The sequence below is a fragment of the Haloglomus halophilum genome, from assembly GCF_024298885.1.
GTDB classification, from domain to species: domain Archaea; phylum Halobacteriota; class Halobacteria; order Halobacteriales; family Haloarculaceae; genus Haloglomus; species Haloglomus halophilum.
Genome location: NZ_CP101168.1, coordinates 107,265 through 126,655, shown reverse-complemented (window position 1 = coordinate 126,655; position 19,391 = coordinate 107,265). Strand labels below are relative to the sequence as shown.

Annotated in this window: 13 protein-coding genes and 1 pseudogene; 11 read left to right on the top strand and 3 right to left on the bottom strand. The window is 54.7% G+C overall.

Annotation, left to right across the window (positions count from 1 at the left end; translation table 11 throughout):
• The first annotated feature begins 71 nt into the window (after positions 1–71).
• Both NL114_RS21525 and NL114_RS21520 read left to right on the top strand, forming a co-directional pair.
• On the top strand, positions 72–581 hold the full coding sequence (locus NL114_RS21525) for a DUF7680 family protein (RefSeq protein ID WP_211087439.1): 510 nt from the start codon (positions 72–74) through the stop codon (positions 579–581).
• Positions 582–584: 3 nt separating this feature from the next.
• Positions 585–3,434, top strand: a complete 2,850-nt coding sequence (locus NL114_RS21520; protein WP_254824892.1) for a DUF1156 domain-containing protein — start codon at positions 585–587, stop codon at positions 3,432–3,434.
• Here the strand turns inward: NL114_RS21520 and NL114_RS21515 are convergent.
• Positions 3,431–5,362 carry a DUF262 domain-containing protein gene (locus tag NL114_RS21515; RefSeq protein WP_211087438.1) on the bottom strand — a complete coding sequence of 644 codons (1,932 nt, stop codon included), beginning with the start codon at positions 5,360–5,362 and terminating at the stop codon, positions 3,431–3,433. The two genes, NL114_RS21520 and NL114_RS21515, sit on opposite strands and share 4 nt — an antisense overlap.
• A gap of 96 nt (positions 5,363–5,458) precedes the next feature.
• On the opposite strand from NL114_RS21515, the gene NL114_RS21510 reads away from it, so the two are divergent.
• On the top strand, positions 5,459–9,388 hold the full coding sequence (locus NL114_RS21510) for a helicase-related protein (RefSeq protein ID WP_254824891.1): 3,930 nt from the start codon (positions 5,459–5,461) through the stop codon (positions 9,386–9,388).
• 9 nt (positions 9,389–9,397) lie between these two features.
• Here NL114_RS21510 and NL114_RS21505 read toward each other — a convergent pair whose 3' ends face one another.
• The gene (locus tag NL114_RS21505) at positions 9,398–9,928 is read right to left on the bottom strand and encodes a hypothetical protein (RefSeq protein WP_254824890.1); all 531 of its coding nucleotides are present in this window, start codon (positions 9,926–9,928) and stop codon (positions 9,398–9,400) included.
• A gap of 136 nt (positions 9,929–10,064) precedes the next feature.
• Here NL114_RS21505 and NL114_RS21500 point away from each other — a divergent pair, with 136 nt between their 5' ends.
• From NL114_RS21500 to NL114_RS21470, 8 genes are all read left to right on the top strand, one after another.
• On the top strand, positions 10,065–10,520 hold the full coding sequence (locus tag NL114_RS21500; RefSeq protein WP_254824889.1) for a hypothetical protein: 456 nt from the start codon (positions 10,065–10,067) through the stop codon (positions 10,518–10,520).
• A gap of 48 nt (positions 10,521–10,568) precedes the next feature.
• Positions 10,569–10,928: a hypothetical protein gene (locus tag NL114_RS21495; RefSeq protein WP_254824888.1), complete on the top strand. Its 360-nt coding sequence runs from the start codon at positions 10,569–10,571 to the stop codon at positions 10,926–10,928.
• 159 nt (positions 10,929–11,087) lie between these two features.
• Positions 11,088–12,116, top strand: coding sequence for a Cdc6/Cdc18 family protein (locus tag NL114_RS21490; RefSeq protein WP_254824887.1), 1,029 nt, complete (start codon positions 11,088–11,090; stop codon positions 12,114–12,116).
• 24 nt (positions 12,117–12,140) lie between these two features.
• Positions 12,141–13,265, top strand: a complete 1,125-nt coding sequence (locus NL114_RS21485; protein WP_254824886.1) for an SMODS domain-containing nucleotidyltransferase — start codon at positions 12,141–12,143, stop codon at positions 13,263–13,265.
• 8 nt (positions 13,266–13,273) lie between these two features.
• Complete coding sequence (locus NL114_RS21480) at positions 13,274–15,610, top strand: ThiF family adenylyltransferase (protein WP_254824885.1); 2,337 nt, start codon at positions 13,274–13,276, stop codon at positions 15,608–15,610.
• Positions 15,607–16,854, top strand: coding sequence for an SAVED domain-containing protein (locus tag NL114_RS21475; RefSeq protein ID WP_254824884.1), 1,248 nt, complete (start codon positions 15,607–15,609; stop codon positions 16,852–16,854). The genes NL114_RS21480 and NL114_RS21475 overlap by 4 nt, the downstream gene beginning before the upstream one ends.
• Positions 16,855–17,006: 152 nt before the next feature.
• A complete protein-coding gene (locus NL114_RS21710) occupies positions 17,007–17,129 on the top strand; it encodes a hypothetical protein (RefSeq protein WP_008528531.1) in 123 nt (40 codons plus the stop codon).
• Between the two features lie 22 nt (positions 17,130–17,151).
• Positions 17,152–18,552: a hypothetical protein gene (locus NL114_RS21470; RefSeq protein WP_254824883.1), complete on the top strand. Its 1,401-nt coding sequence runs from the start codon at positions 17,152–17,154 to the stop codon at positions 18,550–18,552.
• 186 nt (positions 18,553–18,738) lie between these two features.
• Here NL114_RS21470 and NL114_RS21465 read toward each other — a convergent pair.
• A pseudogene (locus NL114_RS21465) lies at positions 18,739–19,359 on the bottom strand (SOS response-associated peptidase).
• Between the last annotated feature and the right edge of the window lie 32 nt (positions 19,360–19,391).

Sequence of the window (19,391 nt, the reverse complement as noted above, 5' to 3'; positions counted from 1 at the left end):
GAGACGAGGAACAAGGCGAGTCATTCGCTCTAGGAAGTAGCGTCTATGGTGGTCGTCCCACATTTGCGCTCGTGCGTGATGAGACAGGGAACGAGGCGACGATTACACTCTACGAGCTACTTCCGACCGAGCAGGCTGATGCACGGAAACGACGGCTGGAACGCCGTCGGCAGCTCTCATCAAAAACCCTCCCGCTCGAACAAATAATCAATAGAGAGACCAACGGCTCCGAAGAGTGGACATGGGACAACTGGGTTGGGGTAAAGGTAAGCAGGTTATCCGGGTCACGTCTAAGGAGTATTCTCCAGCTTATCGATGAAAGTCTTCGAGAAGCGGATATCAAGCCTGAGCAAGTTACGAGTACTGGATCAGCAACTCTCCTACTGCCCGAGGAAATTGGCGTCAGGCTTTCTTTGGGTTTTATTGGAATTAAGCCACTGCGGAGGGTTGATCGAATGAGAGATCTTGCTCGTGGAGTTGCTCGAATGAGTTTAGAGGAGTGCTATTACTGGAACGCAAAGTGCAGGTCTCCGAATAGCTCTGGTGGCGCGAAGGCACTACGAACACTACTGACCGAATAAATCATGTCTGACAATAATCGGCAATTTAAGATTCAGGACACGGTACCGGTGCGGACAATTGGGATTGAGACGGAAAGAGAAAATCTGGATTTCCAGCACCGGCCACCTCACAGATATGCCCATGTGTGGTTCGCTCCACGACCAACACCTGTATCTAGATTAGCTGTTTTAGCATCCGTACTCCCGGACTCTATTGATGATGACACCCTGTTGAACTGGATGGGATTTAAGCCATCCAATCGTAATCCAGACGATTCCATAGCGGAGCACGTACGTAACAAGAGACAAACCAAAGATCAGCGGAGTGGGTCGGAACACGAGCATTATGGCTACCGGAAAATTTGGCGGTACACCCCCTCTGACACTGAAAAAGATGAAATTCACAACTCATTAGAAAATACTTGGGACGGAGAGCTCCCAACGGTCCTCGACGCAACGGCGGGCGGCGGATCTATACCTTTAGAGAGTATTCGATACGGACTCCCAACTATTGCTAACGAACTAAATCCAGTTCCTTCAGTGGTCCTCAAGGCGTTATTAGAATATACCAGGACAGATGTCGATCTAACAGACGACATCATCAAATGGGGGAATGAGATAGATAGCAGGGCACGAGAAGAATTACAAGAATTCTTCCCAGAGAGAGATGATGAGAAGATTCAGACATATCTCTTTGCCCACCGAGTCACCTGCCCAGATTGTGGGTTGAAAGTCCCGCTGGCCTCAAATTGGTGGTTGGACCGAAATCGGGGGAGTGGAAAAGCCGTCAGGCCCCGGGTCAATGATGAGAGCGATCATGTTGATTTCGACATCGTTGATATTCCTGAAGACGTAGAGAGAGACGAATTCAATCCCACAGATGGCACAATATCCTATAGTAAGATGACGTGTCCCCGGTGCCATGTTACTCTGGGAAGTGATTCTCTGAAAGAGAAACTTCAGGAAGACGATTTCGACTATCAGCTTTATGCCATATATTATGACACGTATACATCGGGCGGGTGTGAATTCAGGAAGCCTGAGGAAAAGGATTTCGAGGCGTTTGAGAAAGCAACTGAATTTGCAGATTCAGATGTAGACATCTCTACTTCGCTAACGGAATCTATCCCATCTGGAGAAAAGACGACGGAGTTGCGTAGAAATGGGATGACTGAGTGGAGAGATCTTTTCACACCTCGCCAGCTTCTCACACACCACACGTATTGGCAAAAGTTCGAGGAGGTTAAACAAGAAATCCAAGACGAATACCCGGAACAACAGGCGGAATCCATCTTAGTCTATCTTTGTTTGGTTGCGGACAAGGCCCTCGATTACAACAGTCGGATGGCCCAATGGGACGCGAGCCAACCGAAGATTGGCCACATGTTCGCAGGATCAGATTTTGCCTTCTCTTGGTCTTTTGTCGAACATAATCTCACAGTAGAAGATCACGGATATGACTGGATGTTATCGAATATTGCAGAAGATGTCTATGGAGGTGTCCGAGAGCTATTAGAAAATTCAGACGCCCCGTCAGAGGTACTCCAAGGTGACGCAGCAGACCTATCGATCGACGATGGTGATGTTGATGCAGTAGTTCTTGATCCACCCTATTACGGGATGATAATGTATGCAGAGCTGGGAGATTATTTCTACGTCTGGATGAAGAAGTATCTAAAAGACATAATTCCAGATTTCTTCAATTCCACTCTAACCGAGAAAGAAGATGAGGCAGTGGCCAACAAATCTCGATTTGAAGGAGTTGAATCAGACGAGCTGTCGAAGAAGGAACTGGCCCGTCGGGAATACGAGCGGAAAATGACAAATATATTTGAGGAGATGTACCGCGTCCTCAATCCCGGCGGCATCTTCACTATGATGTTCACGCACAAGGAAACGGAGGCGTGGGATACACTAACAAAAGCACTCATCGAATCTGGGTTCGTAGTTACTGCCTCACACCCAGTTAACACGGAAAATCAACACCGTGTTCAGCAGGCGGGAAGGAACAGTGCAGACAGTACCATTCTCTTATCAAGTGAGAAGCGGGACCTCCAGCGGTCCGAGCCAACTCTGTGGGAGGAAGTCAAGAAAGATACACAGGTTCGGGCTCAGGAGAAGGTCAAGCAATTAGAGTCCCAAGAAGCCGAGTTTACCAAGGTGGATATGATGTTGGCCTCATTCGGTCCAACGCTTGAGATATTTACCAAAAACTACCCCGTAGTTGATGATACGGGTGAAGAAGTCTCCCCTCAGACTGCCCTTGACGAAGCCAGAGGGGCAGTTCGGGATTATCTCATCGAGCAATATCTAAATGAAGGAATCCGAGATGTCGACGCCAAAACAGAGTGGTACGTCCTAGCTTGGTTCGTCTTTGAAGCTCAACGCTTCCCATATGATGAAGGAAGACGGTTGGCTGTTGGAGTGGGAGAAAACGTTGATAGCCTGAAAAAGGAGAACCGTATGTGGCGGACAAAAAGTGGAGACATAGTCCTTCGGCCACATGGTGATCGCGTTCAGGACGTGAACAAGACACCCGAAAACCGCTCAGGTAGAAAACCGGTGGACCCAGATAGTCTTTCGTTCTCGACCGCCTTAGACAAAGTCCACGCCGCGATGCACATCTACGACGCGAAGGGAGCAACAGAAGCATGGAACTGGATGAATGATCGGAATTGCGGGTCAGACCCCTCATTCAAGGCTACTCTCGAAGGACTTCTGCGGGTGCTTCCCCACGATCACGACGACTGGAAGCTAGCAAGGGACCTCGAAGCTGGCGAAACAGGTGAAATGCTGGACCTTGACCTTGACTCGTCAATATTTACCAACGATGAGGATGATGAAGATCGGCAGGGAAGTCTAAACGACTTCTAATCCTCTTGGAACGCTGAAAGAGGGGATTCCTCTTTCCGGCGTGCGACCTCATCCGGCCATCGTTCCTGAATCACGTTCAAGATTCGTCTCTCCCGTTCATCAATCGTTGCTTCGTTCCACTCCTTGTTCTCGAAGATCTCGTTGAGCATCCGGAACTTGGACTCATCGAAGGCAGCTTTCTTCTTCTCGAAGGGGTCGTTCTGATTCCCGGCGTTATCCTCGATAGTCATCAGCGCCAAATTGCCCAGCCGGTCGCTGTTCTCGTTGATGGTCTCGTGGAGGTGCTCGGGGAACTCGTCTGAAACGGTCTGTGGCCAGACGTGCTCGATCGTGAAACGGTCGTCCTCGTTGTCGACGACCTTCTGCACCTCGAAGGGGATGTTCTCCCGTTCGCGTTCTAGCGAGAGTTCATACGCATAGAGCAGGTATCGAAGCTCGTTCTTCCGGTTGGAGTCGCTGTAGTAGGAATAGACGTCGGCGTCGTAGAGCGTGTCCATCAGGGTTTCATCGTCGCAGTAGTTGTGGACGTGGTCAGCGAGCTTGTCAATGACGTCGTCGACGGAACTCGGACTGATGTCCTCTGCCTGCTTGCCCGGTTCGTTGTAGTAGAGCTGTCGGGCCAGGGGATAGGCCCTTGTTCGCCCCGTATCAGCGGCTTTCTGCTCGATCAGATACGTTCGAACGATGAACGTCTCGATCTTCTTGAGGAGACGGACGAAGTCTGATTCCGAAATGAGGTCGCGGGTGTACTGGTCGTAGGCGGTGATGAGAAGGGGGTAGAAATTCCCGAGACGGCCTACGGCGTAGAGATTCTCCAATCGTGTCTCGATACGGGTACTGTCGATTCCGTCCAGCGTAACCAGTTCCCGAAGCCGCTGGAAGGATCGCTTCAGATCGTTCGTATAGTCGATGATCTCCTCGGCGAGGTCGCCGTTGTCCGTGGCAAACGCCTTCTTGACGTGCTCGAGGTGATTCTGGTAGTACCGTTTATCGTAGCTCGTCGTCCAGTTCGCATCCCAGAGGATGAAGTGATACCGCTGGATTTGGTCTTCGTCGAGGCCGCTCCCGACATCGGTGTCGGTGATCTGCTCGATGTTCGAGTAGATCTCGCCGAAGTTCTCTTGGACGATATTGATGAGGCCCTCAGTCCGCTGTTCCTCGTCGTCCTCCCCGTCACGAGGTCCGTCATCGGTGACCAGCGCCAGCCGGTGCATCAGATAGCTCTTTGTGATTTCGAGGTCAGTGAGGCCCTTCCCCCGGTCGTTGACGGTCTGGAAAATCCGCGCGGCTTCGGCCCGCGATTCGACAACGTACGCGAGCAGATCGAGGTTCTGAATCGTCGAATAGAGGTCGGTGTAGAACTCCACCGGGTCCTCGTAATCGGTGTTTTCCGGCGGGGCGTCCTCTAGTTTCTCACGGAAGAACGACTTCGTATTCGCCAGCCGGCGTTTCGAGGGTGTGTCGAGCGTGTACTCTGCTTCGGGGTTCGAGCTCTGTGTCGATTTTTCCGTGTCGATGACATCCTCGAGGATGTACTTCTTGAAGAATTTCGCATCGTCGTCCTCCTGGAGCCGAAGTCGCTGCTGGTCAGAAGCAACGAGGTAGTTATCCAGGATGTCGACCGCGTACTCCTCTCTTCCGTGAGCGTGGAGCTGTTCCTGTAGCTCGAAGAGTAAAATCAGGAGTGTCGTGAGCCGTTGCTGTCCGTCGATGATTCCGACTTCATCGTAGAGCCCGTCATCTGATTCGTCCGAATCCTCGATCAGGAACGTTCCGATGTAGTGCGTCTTGTCGAGAGATTCGAGGAGGTCCTCCCAGAGCTCGCGGCGTTGCTTCTCATCCCACGAGTAGTTGCGCTGGTATTTCGGCACGTAGAACAAGTCACGACCGGGAACGAGGTTTTTGAAGGGTTTCTTCCCAGTTTGCATGAAACACACCTCCAAGCGGCACCGCAAAAATTCTGTGCTGCTTTATCAAAATGTACCCACTCTTTATGTTGTGGAGCAGGCATACGTCAATATCAGATGGCTAGGTCCCTCCGTGACTACGACTGGCAGTCTATCTACGAAAGCCAGCCCAGCAACGACGCAGCTCATCTAATCAAGGAGTTCTACGTCCCGGCGCTCGAACGGAGCATCCAGTACGACCGGATTGCAGGCTACTTCGATAGCGGTTCTCTCGCTGCTGCTGGGAACGGAATCGAGGCACTCGTCGAAAACGACGGCCGAATGCGACTCATCGTCGGCGCACAGCTTCAGCCAAAGGATCGGCCTGTGCTGGAAGCACTCGCCGACGACCTCGACGAGAACCTGACGGGGTTGGATGACGAAACGCTCGATCAGCAGCTCCAGCTGCTCGCCTGGCTACTTCGGGAGGATCGACTCGAGCTCAAGATCGCGGTCCCCAGCCGCGGGGAGTGGGGTATCTTCCACCCCAAAGTAGGCATCTTCCGAGATGAGGACGGGAACTGGATCTCGTTCGAAGGGAGCATCAACGAGACGGCCGGCGGCTGGACGCGGAACTACGAGCGGTTCAAAGTCCACCGCTCGTGGGACGACGGGCAAGCCCCCTACGTCGAAGGCGACCAAGAGTCGTTTAAGCAGCTGTGGCAAGACGAGCACGCCTACGTCGACGTCTACGATCTTCCGGAGGCCCTGAAAGAGGAGCTCATCGACTGGAAGGCCCCCGACAACGACGTCGAAGTCTCCCAAATCGTCGAGAAACTCCGCGAACCAAAGGCCCCGACTGACGGCGACAAAGGGCGGATCCTCGCTGACGGGGCACAAGCCCCCGGCGGCCTCCAACTCGCCGAGGAAGCGAGCACGATCGATCCGTGGCCACACCAGCGAGTCGTCTCCGATACGGCAGTCAACACGTATCCGAACTCCTATCTCCTTTGCGACGAGGTAGGTCTCGGGAAAACTATCGAGGTCGGTCTCACACTCTCCCGCCTCGGACTGACTGGCGAACTCGAGAACTCACTCGTTCTCACACCAGCCAGTCTCGCCGTCCAGTGGCAAGAAGAACTCTGGGAGAAGTTCAACATCAACGCCTATCGGTACGATCGAGGGAGTGACTACGATTACGCCTTCATCGATTCCTTCGGCCAAGAGCATCCAGTCCCGGGGACGGGTGACCTGGACATCGATGCGGATCGGCGGAACGAGGCATGGACGAACAGCCCGCTGTGGCGGTTCGCACACACTCGGAAGGATGACCCGACGCCGACTGTCATCATCATGTCCTGGCACACAGCGCGACTCACGGGCCGGTGGGACCAGGTCGCGCCCGCTGACGACGGAACCGCCCGGACGAGGGACGACATCCCGGCAAGCTGTCGCGGACGCAACCCGGACGGCCGTGAAGGCGTCTGGGACGCAGTCGTCGTCGACGAGTCTCACAACGCACGTCGTGGGAGTAACTTCTACAATCTCCTCGAACGGCTCCGCGGTCACACTCACTGCTACTACCTGCTCACTGCGACCCCGATGCAACTCCACCATCGCGAACTCTACGATCTCCTGACCCTCCTCGATATTCCCGAGGCGTGGGATGATCGCGACCGATTTGTCGAATTCTTCGAGACCCGCCAGGCGCTGTCGACCGTTATCGAAGGCGGAGCCGATCTCTCATCCCGGACATCGAGTGATCCGTCACAGGCGACTCTCAATGGGACATTTCAAGATCGGTTCAACTCCTCGATAGAGTACGCAGACGTCGTCCTCGAGGGGATCGTCGACGAACTCGGGCTGGAGGACCAAGGTCGAGGCGTCGCGAAACAGCGGCTTCTCCAGGCGTGTAACTTGGCACGAGGGTATGGCCAGGAGTACGACGACTACCGACGGAAGGTGGACGCCGCGATTGAGGAGCAAATCGATCCGTTCGGAGCGGATGAAGATACCAAGCTCAAACGGCTGCTGTATCCGGAATCAGTCCTGAATGAGGAGATGATTATTTCCTCACGAAGCGACCGTCTCGACGCCCTCGACGAACTCAGCGAGGACGGCTGGAAGGTACTCCAAGACGTACTTTCGTGGGCAACCCCCGTCGATGCCTGCATCCACCGCAATACCCGGGATACCCTTAGGAAATATCGCAAAGCAGGGCTGCTCGAAGAAACGGTCCCGACCAGAAAGCCCGAGCGACGGCGTATCGAACTCAACGAGCAAACCCGTCGGGTGTATGATCGAATCGACGAATACACCCGAACCTTCTACAAGAAGGCACAGCAGTCAACAGAGACGGAAGCCCGCGCCATTGGGTTCGTGATGACGACGTATCGCCAGCGGCTTACTAGCAGTGTATACGCGATTTCACAGAGTCTCTCTACGCGGTTGGAGAAACTTCGAACGCAGCGGAAGGTACTCGAACGGCGAAAACGAATTCGGGACGACCAGGATGAGGATCGGCAGGCGGCCCTAGACGCACTTAGCGAATACAGTGAAGACGAGATCGCCGAGTTGGAAGACGCCGGCGAGGACGTGCTGAACGTCGATCTCACCGAACTCGCACCGAGTCTTACTGACGAGGGGATCAATCTTCTCAAGGAGGAGATCGAGGAACTGGAGTCGTTCATCCAGGAGGTCAAGCAGGTCGATGACGACCCGAAGATGGATCAGCTGTACGAGGATCTCGACATGCTTGATCGGAAGGGACGGAGTCGAATCATCGTCTTCACGCAGTACAAAGACACGATGCACTTCGTCCGCCAGCAACTCCGGTGGAAGTACGGCGAGAATATCGCCTGTTACTCGGGCGACGGCGGCGAGATGTACGACGAAGAAGCAGACGCCTGGCGAAACGTGGGGAAGGAACGTGTCAAGCGAGAATTCTCCGACAACGACGGAGAGGTCGATATTCTCGTATGTACGGACTCTGCAAGTGAGGGGCTGAACCTGCAGGAATGCGGTGCGATGATCAACTATGACCTCCCGTGGAATCCGATGCGAGTGGAGCAGCGGATCGGACGTATCGACCGCATCGGTCAGGAATACGACGACGTCTACATCCTCAACTACAGCTACGAGGACACCGTCGAATCAGATATCTATGACCGACTGGACGACCGTATCGGTCTGTTTGAGTACGTCGTTGGCGATATGCAGCCGATTCTATCCAGTGTCGGGTCGAAGATTCGAGAGGCGACGATGGTAGAAGGTGCGAAGGCGGACAGCGAGGAGTATGAAGAACTCGAACGAGATATCGACCAAGATATCGAGGAACAGCAAGGTGAGGACGATCCAGTAGAGCTCAAGGATTCACTCGCAGAGGTCGACAGCGACCGACCACTACGTGAACAGGTTATCCAAGAAGCACGTCTGGACGCTTGGGAGACCTATTCCCATCCTGATCTCGGAAAAGTTGGGAACCCAAGTGAAAACCGAGACCCCGTCTTTACCGTAGACGCCGCCAAGGGAGTCTTCTTGGAGAACGAAACGCTCACCGAGGCGGGGATTCAGTTTGATCTACTGTCGCAGCTGGATTTCGAATTCGACCTCACTGAACCGGAAGATGCAGAATTCATCTACTGCCTTCAGCATCCGGGGGACGCTCCCATCACAGCGGAGGAAAGTGAGGATACCCTCGCAGCGAGCATCGCAAATCAGCACCAAGGAATCGGTGTGACCTTCGACCCCGATACGGCTGACGAGTACCCTTCACTCCGATTCCTTGCTCCGGGAAGTCCGTTGTTCAACTGGTTAGCAGCGACGCTCGTCGAAACGTCGGATCGGTTGAATCTCACCCGATCCGCCTGTACTACGAATTCTGACGGAGACATAGTCGGAACCACTGAGAAGCCGTGGGTTGTGACCGGGTGGGCCAAAGAAGATGCTGCGGACACGTCGCTCGTCCAGCTTACGGACGGTGGCTCAGTTGAGGACCGGTCAGAGACGGTGGAGTTCCTCAATCAATGGGCGCAGGAATTCATTGAGAACCGCACCAGGTCGTCGTAGCTCGGGAGATTAGAGGACATTTGCGATCCGCTCGGGAGACGCGACGGTGAGTGACCCCTCCAAGGTACCTTGGTCTTCGTGTGCTTCTACCCACTCGATTGCAGCGTCAATCTCCTCTTCAGGGACAACAAGAACCCGTTTGAATCCCGACGTCCGGTAGTCCTGAAGCTGGTTCAGTGCGTGACTCCCGTTTTCGGCGATAGCCTCCATCGTCTCTACCTCGACGATCAAGTTCGCGCTCGTGGAATCAATCGAAATGATATCGGGTTCCCCGTTGACTCCGTCGATTACGCCCTGAGGACTCGTCGATGCGGCTCCGTCTGGGTCGATATGGGAGACGTAAAGATGCGCTTCGTCACTCGTCGCTTCTTTGACTGCCGAATACGTCTCGCGGAGAGTGTCGTTGTGATCGCTCTCTCGACCAAACAGCCACCCGCCAAGTGTTGCACCGACGACTGCACCAGCCGGGCCACCAGCTGCTGCCCCAAGGGCACCGCCGATCGCCCCACCACCGAGCTGATTCTTACTCTTGTCGTCCATATATCTAGTACTTTGCTGTGGTTCCAAAAAGCCACGCTAACCAAGGTGAAAGTGTAATAGGCGGTCGTTTCGGAAAGGACTGGAACAGCAGTGATTGGCTGAGAAATTTATAGTGTTCCAGTCGAGGTATCTACATATGAGTATCCCCGATCTCGGCCCATTACGAGAATCTCTTGATGCCCGAATTGAAGAATTAGAGAAGAAACAAAAGCAACAGGAAGAGCGCCATAAAGGAGATGGAAGTACACCCGCAGTCTGGGACAAGGTCGAACCGAAAATCCGACGGGATGTCGTGAAAGACTGCCGTGGAGAGCTCAACAGTGTGAATGACCAAGATGAGCTTCTCCGAATATTGGCCGAATGGCGTCGCAATGAAAATCGGGAATGGGAGTTCAACAGGAACAGCTCCAAGGTAGAGAACGAACGAAACAGCATCAAGAAGTCTGAAATCAGAACCTGGAAGGAAGAGCTCGTAGAAGTGATTCCAGAGTCAGAATTCAAAACATGCGGGCTCTGTGAATCGCTTCAGATGCCAAAGAGTGACCGACGTCGGAGTCGGGGATTCGTTTGGGAGGGTCCGGATTGCTTCTAAGTCTCGACTCGGAAAATTCTATAATACTAACGACAAGAGAGGATCAGTATGGGAGCATCCGATTGGGCAGGCAGAATGTGTATACGACTCGAAGAGGAGTTTGAGGTCAGCGAGGATCGCGCCCTTCGAATCACAACCCTCGTTCGATTGCTTCGTGGAGAAGGATATGAGGATGTCTTTGGAGAGCACGGAAGCGACCGTCACCAGAGACTCCAGAAGCGACTAATCGACGATCTCGATAAGTCACTCCACGAGCAACCAGGCGACACAATCGAAGAGCGCTGGAACAATTTGATGGACGAGCTGAACTGCCAAAGCCGTGCTGACAAGGGCGTATACCTCATATCTTGGGAGGAACACGACGCCGATGGCTGGCAGAATCCCGGTGTCACACGATCCCGCCCGTGAGCCAATTCCGGAAGTTCCCGGAAAAACGGAGTTTCCACAAAACGAATCACGTTACAGCGTGTGGATTTCCATAGGCAGAATAGGATAAATTGAGGCGTTTCCGGAAACAACCCGGTCAGGCTTTTGTAACCTGACCCGAACTCAGTCTGTCAGAGAAAGATGATCCGCGATGCTCGCGTCCTCCGCGCCGGGTTCGTCCCTCGGGAAGTTGAGCATCGCGACGCCGAAGTCAACCACCTCTCTAGCGTCCTCGAGCCCATTACGAACGGAGAGCCCGCCGACACGGCCATCGTCACCGGACCCAGCGGCGCCGGCAAGACCTGCATCTCGAAGTTCGTTACCGAACGACTCCGGGAAGAGGTCCTCGACGTCGAGGCGACCTACGTCAACTGCTGGCGCAACTACACCCGATTCCGGACGCTCTACCAGATCCTCGACGACCTCGGCGCGACCATCGACATCCACCGGCAATCGACGCCCCACGACGAACTTGTGGACCGGCTCCAGCAGCACGACGGCCCGCGAACGGTCATCATCCTCGACGAGGTCGACCAGCTCGAAGACCCCAGCGTCATCTACGACCTCCACAGCCTCCCGCAGTTCGCGATCATCTGCATCGCGAACAAGGAAGAAGAGCTGTTCAGCCGCGTCGACGACCGCCTCGTGAGCCGGCTCCGCTCGAGCGAGCATGTCCGGATGGACAAGTACCACGACGAGCAGCTGTACGACATTCTGAGTGCGCGGGCGAAGTGGGGCCTCGACGAGGACGTCATCACCGACGACCAGCTCTATCGCATCGCCGACGCGGCCGCTGGCGACGCCCGCCTCGCAATCGGTATTCTTCGGACGGCCGCCAGCAAAGCCGACCGCGAAAATCGCGAGCGAATTACTGACGGCATTCTTCTCGACTCAGCCGAAGACGCACGGGCCCAGATCAAGCAGAAGAGCATCGATTCACTCACGCCACACCAGCGCGTCATCTACGACATCGTTCGTGAGCACGGCCCGCTCGGCCCGAGCGAGATTCACGACCACTATACGGACGAGGTAGACGATCCCCGGACGAAACGGACAGTCCGGTCCTATCTCTCGAAGATGGCTCAGTACAACCTCCTCGAGGCCGAGGGCACGAGCCGGGATCGAGAATACGCGATCATTGAGTCACCCCCTGCTGCAACGACCACTTAAAACATTCCAGAACATCGATACACTATGACCACACTCCCCACACTATTCGAGACCTTCCTGTCAGACATCCGCCCGCAGGACGAACACAATGATGCCTACAAGGAGGGCCACGAAACCCTCCGCGATCACTTGCAGAGTGACGAGGACATCGACGAGTTCTACGTTGCAGACTTTCTACAGGGGAGCTACCGTCGGTGGACGGCACTCAGACCGCAGGAAGACGAGAAATCCGACGTTGACGTCGTCTTTGTTTCTGATCTCAGCAGTGACCTTGATACCGACGTAGCGCTGGAGAAATGCGAATCGTTCCTGAAGGAACACTATGAGGGGCAGTGGGAACCGAATGCCCACTCCTACAAGATCGAGGAAGAGAAGGTGGAAATCGATCTCGTCTTGACAGCGGCACCCAGCGAAGCAACACGTGAAGCCGTCAAATCACTGGGTTCACTGGACGTAGGCACAGCCCTGACTCCGGACGACCTTTCGACGGTGGCAGAGGCCCTCAATATCTCGGCAGATGGCGACGACGAGTGGAAGGACGAACCGCTCAAGATTCCCCATCGAGATGAGAATGAGTGGGAGAATACCCATCCCCTCGCGACTATCGCCTTCACCGTTAATAAAAACGATATCACGGATGGCCACTACGTGAACGTCGTCAAGGCCATCAAATGGTGGCGGCGAACGAAGACTTCCGACGTTGAGGGGCCGACGAGCTATCCCCTCGAGCACATCGTTGGTCAGTGCTGTCCTCATGATATCGACAGCGTCGCCGAGGGCGTGACAAGGACGCTCGAAGAACTTACACGGAAGTTCAAGACCGAAGCAATGGCTGCGGAAACCCCTACCCTGCCTGCTCACGGTCTCCAGAGAACCCCCGAGAATAACGTCCTCAAACAAATCGACGGGGAAGATTTCGCGGCGTTCTATGATGAGGCAGAGGATGCCGCAGAGCTTGCACGGACAGCACTGGATGAGGAGGACAAAGAAACATCGAGAGAATACTGGTACCAGCTCTTCGGCGAGAAATTCCCTCCATTCGGAAGTGACGACGATTCTGACGATGGAGGAGAGAAAGCCATGTCAGTAGGGTCGTCTTCGCAGGTAGAGGATCCATCGGACCACCAGTTCGCCGAGTCGGACAGCTGACGTCATAAATGCCTCCCCACGAAATTACAGAAGCCATCGCAGCCATTGCCGAACGGGATGGGGTCACCGTCCTCAAAGACCCATATCGAGACGATAGCAACGGACGGTGGATTATCAAGATCAGGCTTTCTCCAGACGACTTAGAACCCCATCCGGACGTGCCACGCAAGACAGACTGGTATCTCCATCTACGGGATACGTACCCCGCCGGTTCAATTGGGATCTACCCTGCGGATCAAGAAGAGAACACCATTACCGCCACATTCCCCCACCAGAAGCTGAACGTGGCTGGGAGCAACGATACTCCATGGCGAAGAGGCGATATCTGTGTTGCTCGGTATGGACACACCCTCAGTCAAACGGGAGCCACCGGCGAACCCAGCACAAGCCGTGATCGACTCTGCTGGCAAATGGACCGAGCATTGCAGTGGTTGAGTAATGCTGCGCAAGGGGATCTTCGGAAACCGGACGAACCGTTTGAAATCCCGGCATTCGATACGAGTTCGGGGTCGGCCCCGACCATCGCATTCAACGAGACGCAGGAGTCGTTCTCAGACTGGAGGGAGACGTATGGACAGTGGGGTACGGTCAACCTCTGCTCGTTGCCGACCGCTGAAGAGACATACGCGACTGGAACGTTCAAAGACAGCGACGATGAAGTCGTCTATCGGCCACAATGGGGCGGATACGTCGATTCGAATCCTGATGTCTCTGTTTCCGGGGCGTGGGCACTGTTAGAAGAGGTTCCGATTGAACCCCCGTGGGAGGCCCCGGAGACGTGGGAAGATTTGGAAGGGGTTTTCGAGGGCACCGAGACCGACCCGTACGAACTACGGGCGAATATCAAGCCCGTCTTGGACGATGAACCGGTCAAGATTCTTCTAATCGGGTTCCCCATCCCAGCTACGGTCGACGGCGACCCCGAGATCATTTATTGGCAACCAATCGAGATACGGGAGTTCAAAGATCCGAATGACCTCTCCGGCGGATTTCGAGATACTGGAAAGGGGCCTGAGATAGCCGAACGGCGGGAAGCTGGAGAGGAACAGATCCGGTGGCTGGACTCGGACAACTGGTCGCATGAGCAACTCACCAGACGCGGACATATGACGGAGTGGTTTCTGGATCGCAACATCGTGCTCATCGGAGCGGGAGCGCTCGGCAGTACGGTTGCCGAGAATCTCGTTCGAGCCGGCTGTCAGCAGCTTACCATCGTCGACAACGACACGTATGAGATCGGCAACGTGGCTCGCCACACACTAACAATCGATGAGGTGGGGCGAAACAAGGCGACAGCAATCGCGGACCGGCTTGAATCAATTGCACCGTACGCTCAGGTGCTTGATGTGGATAGCGCCTTTCCACCGAGCGGTGAGGTGCCGGAGCCAATTAGAGAAGCGGAGGTAGTAATTGACTGTACCGCGTCACGGGGAGTTCGTCGCGCTCTTGATGCGATTAGATGGAATCACCCGGTCGTGTTTTGTTCTGCGGCTATGGGTCGGCGAGCGAACCGGTTGTTCTGCTTAACAGCTTACTCACATACCTTTCCGTACAGCGATTACAACGAAGCGTTCGATCCATGGCGGTTGCAAGAACAGATCGAATGGGACGAAGACGAGGATGCCATCCCCGAACGAGTGGGCTGCTGGCACCCAGCATCAGTTATCCGAACGGACCGGGTGATGACGTGGGCTGGGACAGTGACACGGCTTCTTGATCAGGCGACGGCATTGAGTCTGCGCGAGAATCACTTCACCGTACTCGAGACCGGTAGTGACGACGAGCTGCCGACCATTTCACAGGCCACACCTCCCTTCCAGGACGGAATAATATGGCGAGCGCCGGAATCGCCAATCACCGTACAGATTCCGGCTACGTGTCTTGAAGCGATGTATGATCGCTGTCGAAAGGAACATCCATGTGAAACGGGCGGAATTCTGGCTGGTACCGACCGTCTCGATGGACCAGCACTGGTGGTTAATGCCCGAGACCCACCGCGGGACTCCATTCAAGAACCAACTCGATTCCTCCGAGGAACCGACAAAGTCGAGGAGTGGCTCAAAGATGCCAGGGAGAGCATCGGTATCGACTATCTCGGTGAATGGCATTACCATCCCGGCGCTTCACCCGATATCAGTCGGGACGATCGAACTGCGATGAATGAAATCGCCAACGACGACGGCTACGACTGTCCGCATCCGCTACTCTTCATCGTTGGTCAGGACGAAGAGGGTCAGTTCTCGATTAACGCCTATCTATTCCACGATAGTAAGGAATACGAGCAGTTAGAACGGATTGACAACCCAGATGCTGCTTCAACTCTCAACGTCGGTGACGATATATGACTGATCCAACTGGCCGTGTATTTCTCAGCTATAAGCACGAACAGACGGACGTCGCCAACTTCCTGCAGATGGAACTGGAGCGACACGGGGTGCCGATTTGGCGGGATATCTTCGATTTGAAGCCGGAGCCACTCAGAGATGAAATCATCGACCAGTTGGAGAACCCGGAAACAGCCAGTGGAATTGCGCTCGTTAGTGAGGGCGTAGCCGACTCCGATATCATTCTCAACGACGAGTTGCCGGGGTTCAACAAACGATGGGACAGTGATGACGAGTTTTTCGTGGTCGTGGTGCCATGTCCCGATATCAGCGTTGGAGAAGCCAAATCGATACTCAACGAGGCACCGATCCTCCACGACTTTTCCGCTTGGAAAATGCTCCCCCTAGAGGCGGCCACGTCTGACAAAGCTACAGATATCGTCCAGGCCGTCTTATCAGAGCGGATCGAGCGGATAGATGGGTATTTACCGGACGGTGAGCCTCTCGAATGTTCACTTGACACCTACGAATCGCCGGCTCACGACATCGATCCAGCGATTGCTATTGACTGGTCAAGATCTTTCGAACATGGTCCACCATCCCAAGAAGTATGGAACCAACGTCTACTCCCGGCGTTAACCACGGTAACGGACTGTCTCATTCAAAACGCATCGGGCCGCCCACTCCGCTTCCGTGGCCGAACGCATCTTCCCGCTGCGTTCGCGGCCGGTTACTGTCTTCCAACCACACGTCGTATCCAAGCAACGTGGATGCAACCCACCGGCCCTGCCGGGATGGCAGAATGGACACTCGATATCGACCAAGAGGAAAGCGGGTTAGAAGGAGAGCTCCAGCGACAACCGAATCACGGATCGGAGCTGGCGGTGCTCGTCAACATCGCTGCCGATGTGCAACCGGAGATAGACCAAATGCATAACGACCTTCCGGATTTCAACGGTATTATCAGATTAACACCGGAAGATGGGCCTGGTGTGGAATTGTCCCCGGCACAGGCAGCCCATGCTGCAGATGTTTTCCGTACCAAGGTACGAGACGCAATCAAAGAACTGCCAAAAACATCGACTATTCATCTCTTCATAGCTGGCCCGATGGGGCTCGCCTTTCTCTTCGGGCGAAACACAAACACTCTTAGACCGATCCAGACCTACCTCTACAGCAAAGACGAGGGCCGATACTATCCCTCTGGTCGATTACAGAATCATTCACTTTCAGACGGCTCAGACACCGCCTCAGAAGATCAATAGCAAATCAGTGCCCATTACCAGAAGAGCATCGACTCGATCATGCCGCACCAGCGCGTCTTCTGCGAGGTGATTAAAGAATTGGTAGGTCGTGTTTTGTTGACCGAGAGAATGCACCCCGTGATTTATTACTGCAGGAGCGATTATGTCCTACTATGAGCGCAAAGGGCCAGCTCCGTCGGTTCGAGAACAGGGCGCAGTTGCTGCGCCATATCTCTGAGGAGACCGGCACGGACATCGACACGCTTTGGGACGAGTACGAAGCCCAGGTCGAATAGAGCCCTTTGCAGTTTTTGACGCGTGGGCGACGATACTGATCTCGACTTATCGTTCGCAATAGACGCAGAGACAGTCTCTCTGAGCCCTATCGGGGAATATCAGGTTCTCGATCTGGAAGGGCCGGTCGTCATCGTTGGAGATGCGTCGTACCGCGTTGTTCCGGTCGGTGAAAAATCAGACCTGTCAGAAGATGTCCGGGAACTTGGCGTCGACGAGATACGTGCTGCACTCAGCGAGCTCGCTGATAACGACGACTTTCAGTCAATCGTAGACAATTGTCCGACGAATACGCCGCTCGTCTACGACGACATCGATTATTTGACTCGCCATCTCCCCACAAATTCGCTCCAGAAGTGTCAGAAGCTGAGTGAGAGCACTCCTTTCGATAAGGAATTACTCCTCCAAGTTGCATACGTAGAACGCCAAAACTCTCTAGTCGGGCACTCAGACAACGTCCTCGAGTATTATCTCGAACAGCGTGCTGAAATCGCTGAAAAACTCCGCTCCACCGACGAGATCGACAGCGACGTTGAGCGGTCATTCTTTTCGTATCTACTCCTCGCCTCGGCACTCATCGAAGAGTTAACGACAGAAACTGTCCTCAACGAACTCTTTCGTGAAGAATCTCGTCTCGACAGCATCACAGAGCACGTTCGGAGTATGGGGCACGCTAAGCGATTAGAGAAACTCTGTGATATCCAAATACTGACCGGGGGTGATCACGGATCGCTTGTCGAGGTCAAAGAACGTAGAAACAACCTCGTCCACGACGCGCAGAAACGTGCAGGCCTTGACGAACTCGAATCGCGTCGTGAAGTCGCACAGATCCTCGAGAAGACTGATCGATGTGCGTCCGTGCTACTGACAATCTCGGGAAAGAACATCGAGTCAGTCATCGCTAAGCGAGGGTGTGATCCCTATATCGAACACGCTCAATCTGAGGCTGTAGCCGACACAATCACGACCTGGGAACAGGAGTATCCAGAGCGCCTATCGAGACTTCACGACTGTGAAAGAGCGGCCCTCGAAGAGATTCGCTGGGATACCGAAGAGAGTGACCCTGGGAACAACATCACGGAGGGATTCACGTTTGATGGATTTGATAACGAGGAGCTGTATGAGATACTGATGGAGTTCGTCGGTGATGCCTCAAAGGCGTTCCTCGACCGTATTGATGCCGATGCGAACGAGAGCAATCTCAATCGCTTCGATTTCGCATTGATGGTGCTGCTCTGTGCTGGTCACAGTTACGAGGATATTGCCCGCTGGCTGGAGACTGACGAAAAGTACGTCCAGCGGAAGGAGAACGTGATAGCTTGGAGAGCTTCGAAGTTCGAGAAGGATTTGGTAGAGGAGATCCCCCGCCCAGAGGGCCCAACGTGGCCATCTGACGCGGAAACAGATGATCAGGATAGTTGCTAGCCTGATAACAGACGGGTCATCGTCGCATAGTAAGTGATTCTCTCTCAGCGGAAGGCACAATTGGACAAGACCGAGCGTAAGCATCTCGAAGACCGCCTCACGGCAGAAGGTACCATCTGGGATCGAGAGTACTCGCTCGTCGATCCGGCAGCTGCGTCGCCGATGCAGTGACCGTGACTTCGTCAGCTATCCGGAACTGAACTCACCGAGACCCGATCGCTCGTGGTCCAGCGGATCGATGACCTGAGGATCGTCGTTGCCGGGGTTGTTGACCCGCGTCGATATCTCGTAGGCGTCTAGGTCGTCCTTCGGGAGGACGACCGGCATCCGGTCGTGGATGGACTCCATCAGGTCGTTCGGCTCCGTCGTGAGAATCGTGACGCACGAAATCGTCTCGTCGTCGCCCTCTCAGACGTCCCAGAGCCCCGCCATCGCGAACGCGGGGTCGTCCTCGCGAAAAATCCGATAGGGCTGTTTCGACCCGCCGTTCGGCGATTTCCACTCGTAGAAGCCTGACGAGGGGACGAGGCAGGGACGTGATTCCCACGCCCGCTCGAAGACGCGTTTCTCGTCGGCAGTCTCGGAGCGAGCGTTGATGATGCCCTCCTCGGGTTCGTCCGCCCAGAACGGAATCAACCCCCAGTAGTAGGCGTCGATCTCGTCTGGAGCCTCGTTCGTGATGATGTGGAGGTCGTCGCCAGGCGCGATGTTGTATCGGGGTGTGTACCCGCCGTCCGCAACGACCTCGGCGTCGAAGCGAGCCTCGAGGTCGGCCTGGTCGATGAAAAGCGAGTTTCGGCCACACATACATCCGGGTCCGACCGGGAGAATCTTCAACG

What these genes read in the sequence shown, in the direction of transcription:
- NL114_RS21520 (WP_254824892.1), top strand. Translation starts at nt 585, where the DNA reads ATGTCTGACAATAATCGGCAATTTAAGATTCAGGACACGGTACCGGTG.
- NL114_RS21515 (WP_211087438.1), bottom strand. Translation starts at nt 5,362, where the DNA reads ATGCAAACTGGGAAGAAACCCTTCAAAAACCTCGTTCCCGGTCGTGAC.
- NL114_RS21510 (WP_254824891.1), top strand. Translation starts at nt 5,459, where the DNA reads ATGGCTAGGTCCCTCCGTGACTACGACTGGCAGTCTATCTACGAAAGC.
- NL114_RS21505 (WP_254824890.1), bottom strand. Translation starts at nt 9,928, where the DNA reads ATGGACGACAAGAGTAAGAATCAGCTCGGTGGTGGGGCGATCGGCGGT.
- NL114_RS21500 (WP_254824889.1), top strand. Translation starts at nt 10,065, where the DNA reads ATGAGTATCCCCGATCTCGGCCCATTACGAGAATCTCTTGATGCCCGA.
- NL114_RS21495 (WP_254824888.1), top strand. Translation starts at nt 10,569, where the DNA reads ATGGGAGCATCCGATTGGGCAGGCAGAATGTGTATACGACTCGAAGAG.
- NL114_RS21490 (WP_254824887.1), top strand. Translation starts at nt 11,088, where the DNA reads ATGATCCGCGATGCTCGCGTCCTCCGCGCCGGGTTCGTCCCTCGGGAA.
- NL114_RS21485 (WP_254824886.1), top strand. Translation starts at nt 12,141, where the DNA reads ATGACCACACTCCCCACACTATTCGAGACCTTCCTGTCAGACATCCGC.
- NL114_RS21480 (WP_254824885.1), top strand. Translation starts at nt 13,274, where the DNA reads ATGCCTCCCCACGAAATTACAGAAGCCATCGCAGCCATTGCCGAACGG.
- NL114_RS21475 (WP_254824884.1), top strand. Translation starts at nt 15,607, where the DNA reads ATGACTGATCCAACTGGCCGTGTATTTCTCAGCTATAAGCACGAACAG.
- NL114_RS21710 (WP_008528531.1), top strand. Translation starts at nt 17,007, where the DNA reads ATGAGCGCAAAGGGCCAGCTCCGTCGGTTCGAGAACAGGGCGCAGTTG.